At 31.5% G+C, this 16,206-nt stretch carries 17 protein-coding genes; 11 read left to right on the plus strand and 6 right to left on the minus strand.

The genetic code is table 11. From position 1 onward, the window contains the following. Positions 1–16 precede the first annotated feature (16 nt). Positions 17–3,220, plus strand: coding sequence for a peptidase MA family metallohydrolase (locus tag VJY32_RS11235; RefSeq protein ID WP_353678011.1), 3,204 nt, complete (start codon positions 17–19; stop codon positions 3,218–3,220). Between the two features lie 45 nt (positions 3,221–3,265). Here VJY32_RS11235 and VJY32_RS11240 read toward each other — a convergent pair whose 3' ends face one another. Further along, positions 3,266–3,499: an FmdB family zinc ribbon protein gene (locus VJY32_RS11240; protein ID WP_434968540.1), complete on the minus strand. Its 234-nt coding sequence runs from the start codon at positions 3,497–3,499 to the stop codon at positions 3,266–3,268. 131 nt (positions 3,500–3,630) lie between these two features. On the opposite strand from VJY32_RS11240, the gene VJY32_RS11245 reads away from it, so the two are divergent. From VJY32_RS11245 to secF, 10 genes are all read left to right on the plus strand, one after another. Next, positions 3,631–4,293 carry a hypothetical protein gene (locus tag VJY32_RS11245; protein ID WP_353678012.1) on the plus strand — a complete coding sequence of 221 codons (663 nt, stop codon included), beginning with the start codon at positions 3,631–3,633 and terminating at the stop codon, positions 4,291–4,293. An 89-nt stretch (positions 4,294–4,382) separates the two neighbouring features. Then, a complete protein-coding gene (locus VJY32_RS11250) occupies positions 4,383–5,327 on the plus strand; it encodes a ribose-phosphate diphosphokinase (RefSeq protein ID WP_353678013.1) in 945 nt (314 codons plus the stop codon). A gap of 25 nt (positions 5,328–5,352) precedes the next feature. Further along, a complete protein-coding gene (locus tag VJY32_RS11255) occupies positions 5,353–5,991 on the plus strand; it encodes a 50S ribosomal protein L25 (RefSeq protein ID WP_353678014.1) in 639 nt (212 codons plus the stop codon). A 7-nt stretch (positions 5,992–5,998) separates the two neighbouring features. Then, complete coding sequence (gene pth / locus VJY32_RS11260) at positions 5,999–6,577, plus strand: aminoacyl-tRNA hydrolase (RefSeq protein WP_353678015.1); 579 nt, start codon at positions 5,999–6,001, stop codon at positions 6,575–6,577. 173 nt (positions 6,578–6,750) lie between these two features. After that, the gene (gene rpsF / locus VJY32_RS11265; RefSeq protein WP_353678016.1) at positions 6,751–7,140 is read left to right on the plus strand and encodes a 30S ribosomal protein S6; all 390 of its coding nucleotides are present in this window, start codon (positions 6,751–6,753) and stop codon (positions 7,138–7,140) included. Between the two features lie 26 nt (positions 7,141–7,166). Beyond that, entirely contained in the window at positions 7,167–7,646 is a 480-nt protein-coding gene (locus VJY32_RS11270; RefSeq protein WP_353678017.1) for a single-stranded DNA-binding protein, read from the plus strand. Between the two features lie 13 nt (positions 7,647–7,659). Then, the gene (rpsR, locus tag VJY32_RS11275; protein WP_353678018.1) at positions 7,660–7,872 is read left to right on the plus strand and encodes a 30S ribosomal protein S18; all 213 of its coding nucleotides are present in this window, start codon (positions 7,660–7,662) and stop codon (positions 7,870–7,872) included. 13 nt (positions 7,873–7,885) lie between these two features. Beyond that, entirely contained in the window at positions 7,886–8,329 is a 444-nt protein-coding gene (gene rplI / locus VJY32_RS11280) for a 50S ribosomal protein L9 (protein WP_353678019.1), read from the plus strand. 79 nt (positions 8,330–8,408) lie between these two features. Further along, positions 8,409–10,316, plus strand: coding sequence for a protein translocase subunit SecD (gene secD / locus VJY32_RS11285; RefSeq protein WP_353678020.1), 1,908 nt, complete (start codon positions 8,409–8,411; stop codon positions 10,314–10,316). A gap of 19 nt (positions 10,317–10,335) precedes the next feature. After that, complete coding sequence (gene secF, locus VJY32_RS11290) at positions 10,336–11,475, plus strand: protein translocase subunit SecF (protein ID WP_353678021.1); 1,140 nt, start codon at positions 10,336–10,338, stop codon at positions 11,473–11,475. A 129-nt stretch (positions 11,476–11,604) separates the two neighbouring features. On the opposite strand, the gene VJY32_RS11295 is transcribed toward secF, so the two are convergent. The 5 genes from VJY32_RS11295 to VJY32_RS11315 form a co-directional block, all read right to left on the minus strand. Beyond that, positions 11,605–13,284, minus strand: coding sequence for a SpoIIE family protein phosphatase (locus VJY32_RS11295; RefSeq protein WP_353678022.1), 1,680 nt, complete (start codon positions 13,282–13,284; stop codon positions 11,605–11,607). A gap of 2 nt (positions 13,285–13,286) precedes the next feature. Further along, positions 13,287–13,724 (minus strand): ATP-binding protein, encoded by a 438-nt coding sequence (locus VJY32_RS11300; protein ID WP_353678023.1) that lies wholly within the window; start codon positions 13,722–13,724, stop codon positions 13,287–13,289. After that, positions 13,721–14,080 (minus strand): STAS domain-containing protein, encoded by a 360-nt coding sequence (locus VJY32_RS11305; protein ID WP_353678024.1) that lies wholly within the window; start codon positions 14,078–14,080, stop codon positions 13,721–13,723. Before VJY32_RS11305 ends, VJY32_RS11300 begins: the two co-directional genes overlap by 4 nt. 66 nt (positions 14,081–14,146) lie before the next feature. Next, the gene (locus tag VJY32_RS11310) at positions 14,147–15,748 is read right to left on the minus strand and encodes a GAF domain-containing SpoIIE family protein phosphatase (protein ID WP_353678025.1); all 1,602 of its coding nucleotides are present in this window, start codon (positions 15,746–15,748) and stop codon (positions 14,147–14,149) included. A gap of 25 nt (positions 15,749–15,773) precedes the next feature. After that, positions 15,774–16,193: a hypothetical protein gene (locus VJY32_RS11315; protein ID WP_353678026.1), complete on the minus strand. Its 420-nt coding sequence runs from the start codon at positions 16,191–16,193 to the stop codon at positions 15,774–15,776. Between the last annotated feature and the right edge of the window lie 13 nt (positions 16,194–16,206).

Raw genomic sequence — 16,206 nt, forward strand, 5'->3', positions numbered from 1 at the left:
AATGGCGAGGTAAAGTATGAAAAAGTTTATTTTTTTACTTGCAGTATTTTTATTAACAACCTGCAATATATTTTCTCAATTTGGACAAAACAGAGTTCAATATAAAAATCATAATTGGTTTTACATTCAGACAAAACATTTTGATATCTACTTTTCAAATGGTGGAGAAAAAATTGCAGAGTTTACAGCAGCAGAAGCTGAAGATGCTTTGCGTAAACTACAACAAGATTTTAATTACGAAATTAATAATAGAATAACACTCGTCGTTTATAATTCACATAACGATTTTCAGGAAACAAATATTACTGATGAATATCTTGGACAAGGTGTTGGCGGCTTTACAGAGCCATTTAAGAATCGAGTTGTTTTCCCATTCGAAGGCTCTTATGAAAAATTTCGCCATGTGATTCATCATGAACTCGTTCATGCAGTGATGCAGGACATGTATTTCGGCGGTTCAATTCAAAATGTAATTTCAAAAGGAATTACTCTTCAACTTCCCCACTGGTTCATGGAAGGTAGTGCAGAATATTTTTCACAGGGCTGGGAAACTTATACAGATATGTTTATAAGAAATGCAATCATCAGTGAGTCATTACCTGATATAAATCAACTAAGCGGGTATCTCGGTTATCGCGGCGGTCAATCAGTTTTTAAATATATTGCCGATACTTATGGAAGACAAAAATTAGGCGAACTTATCAATAAAATTCAGGGACTTGGCTCTCTCGAAGCTGCATTAAAATCTTCAATTGGTATTGAATTAGAAGAACTAAATGAACGCTGGAAAAAAAGTTTGAAAAAAGAATATTGGCCTGACATTGCAAAATATCAGGACCCTGATGAATTTGCAAAAAGATTAACTGACAACAAAAAATCTTACGGCTTTTATAATACAAGTCCTTCAATTTCACCTCAGGGAGATAAAATTGCTTTTATTTCAGATAGAGATATTTATCTCGATGTTTACATCATGGATGCATTAACTGGAAAAATTATTAAAAAAGTTGTTGAAAGTGGCAAGACAACAGACTTCGAAGAATTGACTGTTCTTCATCCATCTATTGCTTGGTCGCCAGATAATATTAGAATTGCTCTTTCAACTAAAAAAGAAGGATATGATGTAATTACAATTATCAATACAAATACAGAAAAAAGTTATGATTTGCCATTTAAGTTCGATGGCATTGAATCAGTTGACTGGTCACGCGATGGAGATAAATTGGCTTTTGTAGCTCATAATTCAACTCAATCGGATATTTATATTTATAATTTTAAAACAAATGAACTCATAAATCTTACAGATGACATCTTTAGTGATAATGACCCCATATGGACTCCTGATTCGAAAAAAATAATTTTTACATCAGATAGAGAAAATTATATTAATCCATCAATGATACCTTCTGATTTTATGATGAGCAATCATAATTACAAACAGTTAGACCTATATATTATCAACACAGAAACCAAAGAAATTAAAAGACTAACAGATTGGCCATTTAGCAATGAACGATATCCCGTAGTATCTCCTGATGGGAAAGAAATTTTATTTATATCAGACAAAAATGGAATTAATAATATTTATAAAAAGTCAATTGCTAAAGCTGACAGTTCTGATGCTGTCGAACTAATTAATGAAAAAGCTTTACCAATAACTAATTCACTTAGTGAAATAAGTCAACCATCAATTTCTTATGACGGAAAGAAATTGGTGTTTACATCTTTATATAAACTTGGTTACAACATTTTTATGCTGAACAATCCTTTTGAAATGAATGCAATTGCAGACTCATTACAGCCAACAAATTATATGACATTACTGCGTTCAAAGAAAAATGAAACAACTTCCCTTTTTACTCAAGAACAGGATACAACTAAAACTGATTCCACAAAAACTCTCACTCAGGAAAAAGCAGATTCTACTCAAATAAAAGAAAGAAAAATTTTTGTTGGTTCATACATAGCAAAATCTGAAGTAAAAAAAGATTCATCAAAAGTTGATTACAGCAGATACATATTTGGAGCTGCAAGTGAAGAAAGTGATAGTACAAGAATTGAAAGACGTAAACAACTTTTTACAGAGAAATTAGATTCTCAGGGTAATTTTCTTGTTAATCGTTACAAAGTAAATTTCTCTCCAGATTTAATATATGCAAATGCCGGCTACAGCACTCTTTACGGTTTGCAGGGTACAACTATTCTCGCTTTCAGCGATGTACTTGGAAATCACCGATTAATTGGAATAACCAGTTTACAAATTGATATTAAAAACAGCGATTATGGTTTAGCTTATTACTATCTTGAAAATAGACTTGACTTAGGTTTTGAAGCATTTCATACAGCAAGATTTTTATATCGAACTTCATTTTTTGGTTATGATTTATACCGCTTCAGAAATTTTGGTTTTGTTGCTTCTGCAAGTTATCCATTTAATAGATTCTATAGACTTGATGGTTCATTAAGTTTGATGAGTGTTACAGCAGAAAATCTGGACAACATTTTTGAGCCAATAGACAAATCAACTTATCTTGTTCCTGCTTTAAGTTTTGTTCATGATAATACTCTCGAAGGTTATACTTCTCCAATTGAAGGAACAAGATATGCTTTAACTGTATTTGGCGACCCCGGATTATCAAGAAGACAGCAAAGTTTCTATTCACTTAATCTTGATTACAGAACCTACTTCCGTTTCTTCTTTGATAATTCTTTTGCTTTCAGATTATCAGGAGGTTATTCGGGTGGTGGAAATCCCCAAAGATTTTTCCTTGGCGGAACAGAAAACTGGATAAATAGAAATTTTGCAACCGAAGATGTTCCAATTGAAAATGCATCTGACTTTGCATTTCTATCTCCTGCAATGCCTTTAAGAGGTTATGACTATGCCGAAAAAATTGGAACTAAATATTCTCTTTTAAATATGGAACTTCGTCTTCCATTAATTAGATATTTACTTACAGGTCCTTTGCCGCTTTTATTTCAAAATATTCTTGGTGTTGCTTTTCTTGATGCAGGTTCTGCATGGAACGATACACAAAAGCTTAAACTTTTTGGCCGTAATCAAGATAACAGCATTGTAACACAAGATTTATTAATCGGTACTGGCTTTGGCTTTAGAATATACATGTTATTTTTATGGAAAATTGATGTAGCTTGGAAATGGAACCTCGATAGATTTTCAACACCTCGTTATTACATTTCAATAGGAATGGACTTTTAAAAAAATGGGTGCTTTTTATTCGAGCACCCATTTTCATTTCGGTTATTATTTCTTGTCAGAACTATTATTTTTATTTGAGGAATTATTGTTGGATTTCAATTTATAATCAGTATGATAAAAACCTGAACCTTTAAATATTGGACCAGCTCCAGGACCAATCAATCTTTTTAATTGTCCTTTACATTTTGGACATTCAGTAAGAGGGGCTTCTGTCATGTTCTGAAATTCTTCAAAAATATAACCGCAGTCAATACACTTATAATCATAAGTTGGCATCATTAACCTCCATTGCTTTATTTTTACCATAAAGACAAAATTTTAATTTGTAAAAATAAACATAGTTTCAGATAAAAACACGAATGTTATTTAATTCTTTTTTTGCATATTGAACTGTTAAATTCTCAAAAACTATGAAAAAAAATATATCACTCACATTACTTTTAATTTTACTTCTAAGCGGCTGTCTAAACTATATGCAGGTAACAACTATTAAAAAAGACGGCAGCGGTAATATGTTTATTCATTACTGGATGAAATGGACAAATCCAAGAGATTCAATAATTGTAGAACAACTTGGTTTGTTCAATCAAGATTCTGTTTACAAAGAATTTAGTTCTCAATACAGCTCAATAACTAATGTAGAAGTTTACAGAGATTACGAAGACAGCACAATTCATGCAAAAGTGGAACTTGAATTTAACAGTCTTGATTCTTTGAATTCTACACCTGCATTTAAGGATTCCAAACTTTCAATAAAAGATGGTGAAAAGAACACTAAAATTTTTTCTCAGTTCATCAAACCAATTGCAACTGGCTTTGGATTTGAAAGCAAAAATTTTTCTATGACATTTATTTATTATCTGCCAGGACAAATATTAGACCACAATGCAACTGAAGTATCACGTAATAAACTCACATGGAAATATACTTTAGATGAAATTGGAACAGGAAAATATATTACTGCTACTTATCGTCCTTTCAAATTGAAGGAAACACCATTATGGATATACATTGCTGCATTGTTTGTGCTGATTGTCGTAATTGCATTTTTATTTAATAAACGTGTTAAATAAAGATATTATCTGAATGGAAGTTTGACTAACCTTACTGATTTAATTATATTTGGCAGCAATTTTTAAGAATACATAGCTAAAAAACTAAATTGGAAACACAACCATTAATTTTCTCTGGCAGTTCAAATCCTGAATTGACAAAGAAAATCTGTAATTATTTAAAATTACCAGAAGGAAAAGTTTTTATTAAGAGATTTAATGATGGTGAAATCTGGACAAAATTTATTGATAATGTCCGCGGAGAAGATGTTTATATAGTTCAGCCGACTCAACCGCCAGCAGAAAATTTAATGGAATTATTAATTATGCTTGATGCTGCTAAAAGAGCGTCGGCTAAACGTGTTACAGCTGTTCTTCCATATTTTGGATATGCAAGACAGGATAGAAAAGATCAACCGAGAGTATCGATATCTGCAAAACTTGTGGCTAACTTAATTACTGTTGCAGGTGCCGATAGAGTTATTACAATGGATTTGCATGCTGCTCAAATTCAAGGTTTCTTTGACATCCCGTTTGACCATTTATATGCATCGCCAATTTTTACACCTTTATTCAAAGGTAAAATTAAAAATCTTGTTGTTGCCTCTCCAGATGTTGGAGGCATTAAATTAGCACGTTCTTATGCAAATAGATTAAATGCAGGATTAGTTGTAATAGACAAAAAACGATCAAAACACAATGAAGTTGCTGAAATGAATTTAATTGGAGATGTAAAAGATAAAAATGTATTGATTGTAGATGATTTAATTGATACAGGTGGAACAATTGTTAAAGCAGTAGAAAAATTATTAGAATGCGGTGCAAATAAAGTTTATGGAGCAATAACTCATGCATTGCTTTCTGGTGATGCTGTTGAAAAAATTGATAATTCTCAAATTACAAAGTTATATGTGACGGATAGCATTCCACTAAAGAAGAAGTCAAATAAAATTATTGTTAAATCGGCCTCTGCTCTTTTAGCAGAAGCAATTATAAGATGCAATAGAAATCAATCTATAAGTTCACTGTTCGATATAGATAAAGATAAAATTTAGTAAGTATAATGAGGAGTTAATTAATATGTCAGAAATAAGCATTACAGCAAAAAGAAGAACCATATCAACAAAAAGTGTGGTTAATAAATTAAGAAAAGAAGGCAATGTCCCTGGAATATTTTATGCTAAAGGAATCGAACCAATTCCAATTTATTTGCCGGAATTATCTTTAAGACCACTTGTTTACACTTCAGAGACTCACATTGTTAATCTCATAATTGATGATTCTGAACCAAGAAAATCTGTTTTGAAAGATGTTCATTTTGATCCTGTAACCGATAGAATTATTCACTGTGATTTTATGGGCATTTCACTTGATGAAAAAATAGAAATCGAAGTCCCCGTTGTTCTTGAAGGAACTGCAAAAGGAATTAAAGAAGGCGGTTTATTACAACATCAAATGCACAGACTAAAAATTGCTTGTCTTCCTACAAATATTCCAGAACATATAACAGTGGATATTACAAATCTTGGTATTGGCGAATCTGTTCATGTCAAAGACTTAAAATTAGACAACATAAAAATATTACATAACGATGATGTAATTATTGTATCTGTCATTTTACCAAGAGCTGCTGCAGAACCTACAGCACCAGCTGAAGGTGAAGAAGTTCAAAAAGAACCTGAAGTAATTGCAAAAGGAAAAGTTGAAGAAGAGGAATAATTAAGTCTTGTATCTCATTGTAGGCTTGGGTAATCCAGGCAAAAAATACGAATGGACAAGACATAATATTGGCTTTATAATACTCGACAAATTTGCATCAAAAAACAATCTTCATTTCAAGAAAAAAGAGAATTATCATTATGTGGAAGGTTCAATTGGGTCTTCCACATTTTTTTTGGTCAAACCAACAACATACATGAATCTGAGTGGTATAGCAGTTTCTGAATTTCTTTCAAAAAACAATATTAATTTAGAAAATATGCTAATTATTGTTGATGATGTGAACTTAGAATTAGGTAAAATAAGATTAAGAAAATCTGGAAGTGATGGTGGCCACAATGGCCTTAAATCTATAATTTATCATTTAGAATCAAATCAATTCCCTCGCCTTCGTTTTGGAATCGGTAATAAATTCGGTGAAGGTGAACTTGCAGATTATGTCCTAAGTAAATTCAGTGCCGAAGAATTATCTTACATAAATAATAGTCTGGAATTTTCTGTTGAATTAATTGAATATTTCATACAAGGCGGGTATAAATTAATGTCTGACTTTTTCAGTAGAACAAATGCACAGAGGAAAAATTAGAAATTATCAAGAAATTTATATTTTAATTAATTTGTAAATCAATTAATAATAGTTATTGCACGACTTAGAAAATAGTTTTATTTTTGAGACCTAATTCATTAATTTATAACCCTGTTCCTTCTATATATAAATAGAAAGAAGGAGCCATAAAGTCCAAAGGGAGGTGAAACATAATGCGTACTAAAATTTATGAGAGTGTTGTGATTATTAATGCAGCACTTGAAGATGAACAAGTAGAAGCAACCATTTCGAGGTTGCGAGAGGTAATCACCACACATGGTGGTGAAATAGTCGATATTGACAGATGGGGTCGTAAGCGTTTAGCTTATCCTATCCAGAAAGCAAAAAGTGGATATTATGTTATAATCCGCTTTAATGCTCCAACTAATTTAATCAGTATTTTAGAAAGAAGTTTAAGATTAGATGAAAATGTTATACGCTATTTAACAATAGCACTTGACAAGTTTGCTTTAGAAGCAATTAAAAAACAAAAAGAATCTTCTCAAACTGAAGAGCAATCTTCAGAAGAAGAGATAAACACAAATAACGAAAGTATCGAATAACAAACTAAGTTAAGATGGAGGTTACGATGGCTGAATTAAAGATGCCAGAACTAAACAGTGTAATAGTAGCAGGAAACTTAACAAAAGATCCTGTCTTCAGACAAACATCAAACAACACTCCTGTTGTTAATTTCCATATTGCAGCAAACAGAAGATACAAAGACAGCAACAACCAATGGCAGGAAGATGTTTGCTATGTTGGAGTAGTTGCATGGAACAAATTGGCCGATAGCTGCCGCGACCGCCTTAAAAAAGGCAGCGCAGTATTAATTGATGGCGAACTTCAAAGCAGAACTTTCAAAACTGAAGATGGTAAGAACAGAACAATTGTCGAAATTAAGGCTAAGAGAATTCAATTCTTAAACAAATTTAATAAATCACAAGGTAATGGAGAGGCAAACAACAATGATGTCGTCTCCGAAAGCGACGAATCAGATTTTGAAGACAACTCATTCGATAAATTTCTAACTGATGAAGAATCTGATTTGATGAAAGACAATCAATAATTAAGAGAAGAAAATGAAGACTACAAAAAAAATAAAACGAGTAATCGAAGGATATATTGATTACAAAGATGCTAAGCAATTACAGAAATTCATTACGGATCAGGGGAAGATAATTCCCCGCCGTATTACCGGTTTAAGTGCCAAACAACACCGCGAATTGGTAAGAGCTATTAAAAGAGCTCGTCATTTAGCAATTCTGCCTTATGTTGCAGAAGCAGTTAAGTAAAAAGGAGAAGGTAATGAAAGTAATTCTAAGAAAAAACTTTGAACAGCTTGGAAAAGTTGGTGACATAGTAACAGTTAAAGATGGTTACGCAAGAAATTATCTTATTCCCCGCCAGATTGCTTATCAGGCAACAAAGGGAAATATTCGTGCACTGGAAGAAGAGAAAAAACAGATACTTAAAAAAGAAGCAAAAGAACTCGAAGCTGCTCAAGCTCTTGCAGCTGAGCTCGAAAAAGTATCTGTTACAATTCCAGTTAAAGTTGGCGAGGAAGATAAAATCTTCGGAACCGTTACCAATCAAATGATTGCTGATGCTCTGAAAGAAAAGGGCTATGATTTAGATAAACGCAAAATTGAAATTACCGAGCCAATTAAATCGCTTGGAATTTACAGTGTTTCAATAAAACTTCATCCGAGTGTTACAGCAATAGTTAAAACATGGGTTGTAAGAGAATAAATAAAAAGCCGGTTAAATGCCGGCTTTTTATCGTCTTGGTTCCAACTAACTAATTCATTAACTAAAATTAAGATTTGGAATGAAAGAGATAAGATTTAGACTATTCCTGGTTTTAGGAGCTATTGCTCTTTCTGTCTACCTTTTAATACCTACCTATAAAGATTATCAGAATAATAGAAAAGTTACTCAACAACTAAGTTTTCTTGAAGACAGTCTAAAAAAGAGCAATCCTAACATACCAGCAATTCAAATTAAAGAATTTATTAATAACAAAAGAGACAGCATATTATCGAACAATCCGGATTACAGAGCTGCCCGCGAAAAAAGAGTTAAGCTTGGTCTCGATTTACAAGGCGGTATGTATCTCGTTATGGAAGTCAATACTGCAAAACTTCTTGAAAAATTAGCTAAAGAACCTGACGACCAGTTCAATCAAATATTAAAAGAAGCGGAAAATGAATCCAGAATTTCAAATGAAAATGTTGTTTCCATACTAGCTCGTAAATTAAAAGAAAAAGGTATACGTTTAAGCAGATACTTTGGCACAATTCGAGAAGATGATGATAAAATTATCTCAAGACTTTTAGAACAAGAAGCTGATGCAGTAACACGAGCTATCGAAATTATTCGTAATAGAGTTGACCAATACGGCGTATCTGAACCAAACATTCAAAAACAAGGATCAAGAAGAATTGTTATAGAACTTCCAGGTATTGCTAGAGAAGAAGAAGCTAAAAGACTTCTTCAGGGCAGAGCTTTACTTGAATTCAAATTGGTTAAAGACCCCGAATTTGCCATACCAATAATGAAACGTATAGACGAAGTTTTAGCAGCATCACTAAAAGGTGATTCTTTAACAGGTGATACTACAAAAACTGTAAAAGCTGATACTTCAAAACAACAGAATTTAACAGAAGAACAATTTGCTAAAGAACATCCATTCTTTGCAATTGCAAGACTAATTGACCCACAAGGCAGAATCCCAGATGCATTTGTAAAAGAATCAGATAGACAAAAATTAAATGCTTATCTTGAACGGCCTGAAGTAAAAAAAGTTATTCCTGATAATGTTGAGTTCCTTTATGATGCTAAACCAGAAACTGGTTCTGATGGAGTAAAATATTATCGTTTATACATGTTGAATAAAACTCCAGAGTTAACAGGCGGAGTAATTGTTGATGCTCAATCGAATATTGACCCTACAACTTCTGCCCCAATTGTAACAATGCAAATGAACTCAGAAGGTGCCCGTGAATGGGCAAGAATAACTGGTTCAAACATTGGCAAAAGATGTGCTATTGTTCTTGATGGTGTTGTTTATTCAGCCCCTGTAATTCAGAATAAAATTCCTTCAGGTAATTCTCAAATAAGTGGAATACCAAATCTCGACGAAGCAAAACTGCTTGAAATTGTATTAAAAGCCGGTGCACTTCCTGCTCCAGTTGATATAATTGAACAAAGAAGCGTAGGACCATCACTCGGTCAGGATTCAATTAAACAAGGTTCTAATTCTGTCTTATTCGGTTATTTGCTTGTAGCATTATTCATGGCATTTTATTATAAAAAATCAGGTACAATTGCAGATTTTGGTCTTGTAGTAACTGTTTTGTTAATACTTGGTGTTCTTGCTGGTTTTCAAGCTACATTAACATTGCCTGGTATCGCAGGTATCGTTTTAACAATGGGTATGGCAGTAGATGCTAATGTTATTATTTTTGAAAGAATTCGTGAAGAATTAAAAACTGGAAAAACAGACCGCGCCGCTGTTGATGCAGGTTTCAAAAATTCACTCTCAGCAATTTTCGACTCGAATATTACTACATTCTTTACAGGTATCATTTTATATCAATTTGGAAGCGGTCCAATTCAAGGTTTTGCTTTAACACTTATGATTGGAATTTTGACAAGTTTATTCTCTGCACTTGTTCTTGTTAGAATGATTTTCGATTACATGATTTCTAAAGGTTATAAAATTAATGTTGGTTAATAAAGGAGAAATTAAATAGATGCGCTTATTCGAGAATCTAAATATTAATTTTATGAGTAAGAGAACAACATTTTATGTTGTTTCTTCAGTTGTATTATTAACTGGATTACTCAATATTTTAATTAGAGGTCTTCAATTTGGTATCGATTTCAAGGGAGGGACAGAGGTAGCAATTCAATTTGAAAAACCGATTAATATTGCTGAAATTAGAAGAGAGGTTGATAAAATTGGATTGGGAAATGTTGAAGTCAAAACTTTTGGTGGCTCTACAGGAATTCTATTAAGAACTGAAATGCAGGAAATCCCTTCGAATGTTATTCCAAAAGTTAAATCAAAAATTGAATCTATAATTGAAAATACTCTGCCAGGTACAGAAAAAAAAGTAATTGATTCTACATCAAGTTCCATTACTTACAATTTTTCAGACCCTCAATCAGCAGAAATAATTAACAATCGATTGTTCGAAGCCGGATTTCAGACCGCAAAAGTTTCAGAAGAACCAACAAATACCGCCGTTGTTGTACGACTCGGTATTGCTGACTGGATTAAAGAAAATTTTACTGAAAAATTTGTTGACAATCCTTTCAATGTATTAAAAGAAGATAAAGTTGGACCAAAAGTTGGTAAAGAATTAAAAACTGATGCAGTAATAGCAGTAATGCTATCTTTGGTTGTAATCCTGATTTATCTTGGTTTCAGATTCAAATTTGCTTTTGCATTAGGTGCAGTTATTGCCCTTTTCCATGACATTTTAATTACACTTGGATTGTTTGCTATTTTATATGGAGTAATACCTGGATTAAATCTTGAAATAACAGTTAGTGTTGTAGCTGCTTTTCTTACATTAGTTGGTTATTCAATCAACGATACTGTTATTGTTTTTGACAGAGTAAGAGAGCAAATGAAACTTCACAAATCTTTACCGCTCGAAGAAAATATGAATCATGCAATTAACAGAACAATGAGCAGAACTTTAATAACTGTTTTCACAACTTTATTAACAATAATCGTACTCTTAATTTTTGGCGGCGAGGTATTAAGAGGTTTTGCATTCGCATTGTTGATTGGTATGATTACAGGAACTTACTCATCAATCTTTATTGCAAGTGCATTTGTTCTTGAAATGGCAAATAGAACAAAAACTAAAATTGAATTTTAATTTCTCCCTTTAAGAAGGGGTTGACTAAAAAGTAGGTTTTTAATTAGAACACAGACAACGCAGATTTAACAGGATTATCACAGATTTTAGAAATTAAGAAAATTACATTTTAGTCAACCCCCGTTAATTTTATTTAACCTTCATAACTAAACAAGTTATATCATCACTTTGTTCGGCTCCATTAATGAATTCACTTACACTCTGTTTTATTTTATCCAAAATTTCTTGTGGTTCTGATTGAGAATTTTTTATTATCAATTTTTCTAATCGTTCATCTGAATACTCATCAAAATTTTTATTCATTGCTTCTGTAATCCCATCAGTAAATAGAACAATAACATCTCCGCTTTTTAATTCAATCTTTTCGGAAATATATGGAATCGATGTTGGCAGAAATCCAAGCACCATACCTCCCTTTTTCAATTTATAAATTTTCCCTTCTCTTAAAAGCAAAGGAGGATTATGCCCTGCATTAACATATGTCAGCTGTTTATTTGAATTATCAAATACACACCAGAAAAATGTTATGAAACTTCCCATTGTTGTATTCTCTGCTACAAGATCATTAATCAAATTAGTCGCTTCGTCAAGTGGAAGTTGTTGTTTACAAATTGATTTTAAAAATGCCTGTAAATTAGCCATCAAAAGTGATGCTGGAACTCCCTTGCCCGATACATCTGCAATTGCTATTAGAATTTTATCATCATCAAGTTTTACAATATCATAGTAATCTCCGCCTACAATTCTTGCAGAAATATTATATGCTGCTAAACTTAAATTCGTTAACGAAGGAATTGTTTTAGGTAAAAGATTTTTTTGAATGCTGCGTGCAGTTTCTAAATCTCGTTCCATTCTTTGCTTCTCTATCATTTCCTGAAATAATCTTGTATTCTCTATCGAAATAATTGCAAGATTTCCAAGTGAGTATATAAATTCAATATCAGATTTTGAATACGGGAGATTATTTTTTCTTTTACCGAGCAATATTAATCCTTTTGTTTCATTTTTAATTTGCATGGGGACAACTAATTCAATACCTAAATCAAAAAGCTTTTCATTTTCTTTCTGTAAGTCTTGTCTAATTACAGGTTTATCAAATAAATTTATATTGCATTCTTTTAATGAATCATTTAATAAATTTTCATTAAAACTATTTTCTAAAAAAGAATAATTTTTTCTATCATAAATAACAATTGCATAATTCGAAACAAGCATATGTCCAATCAGAGTATACACCAGTAATCTGCCAATTGCTTCAGGCTGAAGAATTCCGCTGAATTCTTTACTCAAATCAAAAAGTGAACTCAATTGATTTACCTTTGTATCAAGTTCACGATTAACTTCTTTTAACTTACTTACTATCAAAGAATTTTCAATTGCAGTTGCACCCACATTTAATATAGTTTTTAAGAATTCAATATCATCTTCTTCATATTTCTGGCGGATTAATTTTTTGCCCAATAAAATTAATCCTTTAATTCCCTGAGAAGATTTAATTGTTTGTACAACTTCAAAATTATTTTGTGTGACAAATTCATTTAATTTTTTGCTCGATGAAATTTCTTCCAAATTAACAGAGGGAAATAAATCAACAACTTCTCTACTCACACCTTTAAAGGCTTTGACTTTAAGAACATTATTGTCGTCCAACAAAGCTATTAAACCTTTTGATGTATGAAATTTTCCGAGGCAAGTAAGTAATATATTGTTTAATGCAAAATCGAGGTCAAGGCTTGAATTTACGAGATTGCTAAAATCAACAAGTGCAGAAAGATTTCTTAAAGCTGCATTACTATCAAATTTTTGCATTCCTAACATTCTAAATATTTGACTAAAACAACCTGATTTCTATTATCAGAAAGAGTGGAATATTGAACTTCGTCCATAAGTTTTTTCATTAAATACATTCCCAATCCACCAATTTTCTTTTGTTTATAATATTCCTGAATATCAGGTTCTGGTACAAGTTCGGGATTAAAATGAAGACCATTATCAATTATTGTTACAATAAATTTACCATTATTTACTTTTATTGAGAGATCAATAACCCCATCAGGTGAATAGTTATAGGCATGTTTAATAATATTGGTACATGCTTCGTCAACCGCAAGCACAATTTTTTCAATTGTGTCATCAGAAAATTTACACTCCTCTGCAGCCTGTCTTGTAAATTCTCTTACTCTGGACAGATTCTCAGTAGTACTATTAATTATCAGTACTTTTTCGAAATTTTTATTTAACTGGTTCAAGATTTTTCCTGTTCGATAAACTTTTTAATAGCTTCTTTTTCATCTTTATAAAATTCATATAATAAAGGGAATCCGAGTAAGTCAAAAATGTTGTAAACATTATCCTTTAGATTAGAAAATTTAATATCACCATTATTTTGACGCATTGTTTCAATGTATGCCATAAAAACTCCGAGCCCCGCACTGCTTATATAATTCAGTTCGTTGAAGTTAACGACTACCTGGAATTTTTTTTCTTCGAGTAGTTTATTAAAAACATTTTCTAATTCCGGTGCTGTATGAGCATCAAGATAACCTTTAACATCAATAATGCTTACTGATTCAAAACAACGGAGATTCACATTAAAATCTGCCATTCATTACTCCATATTGTTTCTTGATTTGATTTATCAAGATTTTAGTATTTACATTTATAAAAATAATTAGTTTTTATCGGAATACCATCTAAACAAAACAAGTGTAATATCGTCATGCTGAGTATTGTCCTTTGAGAACAATGTCAAATCCTTGATTATTTCATTCGAAATTTCATCAAGAGTTTTATTACAATTTTTTTGAATTATCTTTTCAAATCTATCGTAACCGTAATCTTTATATTCAGCATTTTTTGCCTCGGGAATTCCATCGGAATAAAATGCAATTATATCACCATTTTTAAGATTAATCTTCATTTCTTTCAACGAGTTTGCAAATCCATTTGAATAATCCAATCCCAATCCCAAACCTGAAGGAAGCAGTCTTTCAACTTTTCCTTCAGAACAATAAATTACAGGAGGATGACCTGCTCTTACAAAATTAAGAATTCCATTTTTTTTATCTACAATTCCATAAACAGCTGTAACAAAGCTTTTACGGTCAAGACTATCTTTAAGCACATCATTAATTTTTATTAATAATTCTGTAGGCGAAATAATTAATTTTGCAAGTGATTCAAAAATACCTTTTATTTCTGCCATTATAAATGCAGCAGTAATTCCTTTGCCGGAGACATCTGCAACTACAAAACCCAATTTATTGTCACCCAGTTCAAAAAAGTCGTAATAATCCCCTCCTACTTCAAATGCAGGGATAAACATAGCAGTAATTTTTAATTGTTCGGATTCCGGGATTTTATTCGGTAAAATTCTTCTTTGAATATCTCTTGCAACATCAAGTTCTTTCTCAAGTCTTTCTTTTTCAATTGATTCAGCTATCAATTTGGCATTTTCAAGAGCAACAGCAGCATAATCTGCAAAAGCCTGAATTGAACGTTTGTCCTCTTCGTCAAAATTTACTTCGTGACGTCTTGCAGCAAAAAGGTAGCCGCTGATTACACCATGAACTTTAAGTGGTGCAATAGCAATTGATTTGTAATTTAAATTTTCTCCGCTATTAATTTGATTAAGTAAGTTACTATCAAGTATATAAACACCTGTTAAAGGTTCTTCTTTTTGCAGAAATTTTTTTGTTAATCTATCTGCATCTACATAAGCAATATTATTAACAGAATTTAATTCAAATTCATCATTATATTTTGTAACAAGCCATGCTGCATATGAATTACAAACTTTAGTTGTTATGGAAGTGACTGTATCTGCCAATTCTTTGAAGTCAAAAACTTGTGTAATCAATTTTGTCAAATCCATCAACGAAGAAACTTCTTCAGATTTTCTGTCAAAAGCTTCGGCAGTTGGCATATGAAATAATGTTGTGAAGAATATAATTCCAAAGTATATCATCCCATAAATCATAATTAAACTATAAATGGAAACAAATCCCGAAGAAAAATTAGAAAGAAAAACTTTAGCAGGAGTATTTTCACTTAATAAAGAATAATTAACTCCAAAGAGAATTGACAATACAATTGAAATTATCAATAAATATGTTTTTTGCCTTTTTGAAAGAAATGCAATCCACGATACTTTCAATGAATTCAAACATATTAAAACAATTGAAACGACATAAAAAGCATCATGAATAAAATCGAGCGATAAGTTGACCTGAGATAAATCTGAGAAAAAAGTTATTGCAAAGAAAATTATCATTGTATTGAAATACAATGATTGGTCTTTAACCTGTCGAAGAAAAAAAAAGCGTTCTCAATGTAGAAAATATGTAGATTACAGCAACAATAAAAACAAAGTCGATTGCTATAGAAATTAAAGAATTAAAAACATCAGCATGATAATTTTCCTGGATTTTTCTTCCGAAAAGAGAATCTGTAACTGAAATAATAAAGAAAATTAAAGCAGCAAGAATTCCTGAATTTAGAATTAACGAAAGTGGTGATTCTTTTTTTGTTTCGACAATTGAATTCATGTAGTGATATAAAAAATAAAGGACACCAAAAACCAGCACTTCGTTAATCAAAAATAAAATCAAAGAATTATGAATAGGAAATATCAGATTATAGATTACAAGTAAAATCGAAATTATAATTGTGTTTTCTAATCTCTTGGCTAATGTTGTTCTTAAATTATTTGTTATCATAAAAACTTCTTAA

This window comes from Rosettibacter primus (assembly GCF_036860675.1).
GTDB lineage: Bacteria > Bacteroidota > Ignavibacteria > Ignavibacteriales > Melioribacteraceae > Rosettibacter > Rosettibacter primus.